The organism is Lentzea aerocolonigenes, from assembly GCF_000955955.1.
Lineage (GTDB): Bacteria > Actinomycetota > Actinomycetes > Mycobacteriales > Pseudonocardiaceae > Lentzea > Lentzea aerocolonigenes_A.
This window is the reverse complement of sequence record NZ_JYJG01000589.1, coordinates 1-1324: the sequence shown is the minus strand read 5'-3', so window position 1 is coordinate 1324 and position 1324 is coordinate 1. Positions and strand designations below refer to the sequence as shown.

Annotated in this window: 2 protein-coding genes; both read left to right on the top strand. The window is 68.9% G+C overall.

Translation table 11 applies throughout. The annotated features are described in order from the left end of the window. Positions 1–739, top strand: a 739-nt coding sequence (locus UK23_RS47640) for a cellulose binding domain-containing protein (protein ID WP_196778198.1), incomplete at its 5' end; no start/stop codon positions are given. Next, a complete protein-coding gene (locus UK23_RS47635) occupies positions 736–1191 on the top strand; it encodes a hypothetical protein (protein WP_156213906.1) in 456 nt (151 codons plus the stop codon). The genes UK23_RS47640 and UK23_RS47635, both read left to right, overlap by 4 nt. Positions 1192–1324: the final 133 nt, after the last annotated feature.

Here is a 1324-nt window from a genome sequence, read left to right as displayed (position 1 = left end):
GCTGGCGAGCGGTGAGTACAGCTGGCAGGCCAAGCTGCCCAACAAGTCCGGCAGGCACATCATCTACTCGCTGTGGCAGCGCTCCGACAGTCCGGAGGCGTTCTACAGCTGCTCGGACGTCGTGTTCGGCGGGGGAGTGCCGGACACGCAGCCGCCCACCGCGCCCGGCACTCCGGTCGCGTCCGCGATCACCGGCAACTCCGTGAAGCTCGACTGGCCGGCGGCGACGGACAACCTGGGCGTCACGGGGTACCGCGTCTACAGCGGCAGCCAGGTGGTGGCGACCTCGGGCACCAACTCCGCGACGGTCACCGGGCTCACCGCGAACACCGACTACAGCCTGAACGTGGTCGCGCTCGACGCGGCGGGCAACGTCTCCCCGGCCTCGCCGAGTGTGGCGGTGAGAACCGGCACCGTCGGGACGTGTTCGGTGGCGTACACCAAACCGAGCACGTGGAACGGCGGCTTCACGGCCAACGTGAAGATCACCAACAGCGGTACGTCCGCGATCTCGGCCTGGCAGCTCGTCTGGGACTTCCCAGCGGGTCAGACACTCGCGCAGGCCTGGTCGTCGACGATCACCGTGGCCGGAGGGAAAGCCACCGCGAAGGGCGCGTCGTACAACGCCGACGTCCCGGCGGGTGGCTCGGTGAACTTCGGGTTCAACGCCAACACGACCGGTGCGGTGACGGACCCGGTGTCCTTCACGCTCAACGGCTCCGCCTGTTCCACAGGGTGAAGAGGGCACTCGTAGCCCTCCTGGTGGTGGGTTCGGTCGCGTGCGCACTCCTCGTCGCGCGCGCCGGATCCGCCCCGGACCTCACCAAGGGCGTCGGTGGCATCGCGGCGTGGCTCAACGACCTGACCGGTGAATGCTCGGAAGTCCGCAGGGACAACGACTTCACCGCGTTCGCCGGTCCGGTGCGGGCGAAGGTCTACGAGCCGTTCGTCGCCGAGTGGGGCACCTGCGTGAAGGAGCCCTACCAGCGACTCGGGCTGATCGTGCTGCGGCCAGGGGTCGACGAGGCCTGGCGGAAGGCGTTGGCGCGCGGTGAGGTCCGGGGCGATCCGGACCTCGCGTTCGGCGACGGCTTCGCGCTCACCGGCTCGATCGGCATGGAACACCTCGGGCTGAAACGACTCGAGTGCACGCCTGACGCGTGCTCGTTCGTTCAGATCGAACATCATTGACAGAAGGAGATCCGGGACAATGTCGTTCCTTCGAACGTTCAACGGGCGAAGGCGGTGGGCCGCGACGGGAGTCGTGGTCGCCACCGCCGTCGCCACCGCGGGGATCGCGCTGAGCGCGCCTCCCGCCGGCGCC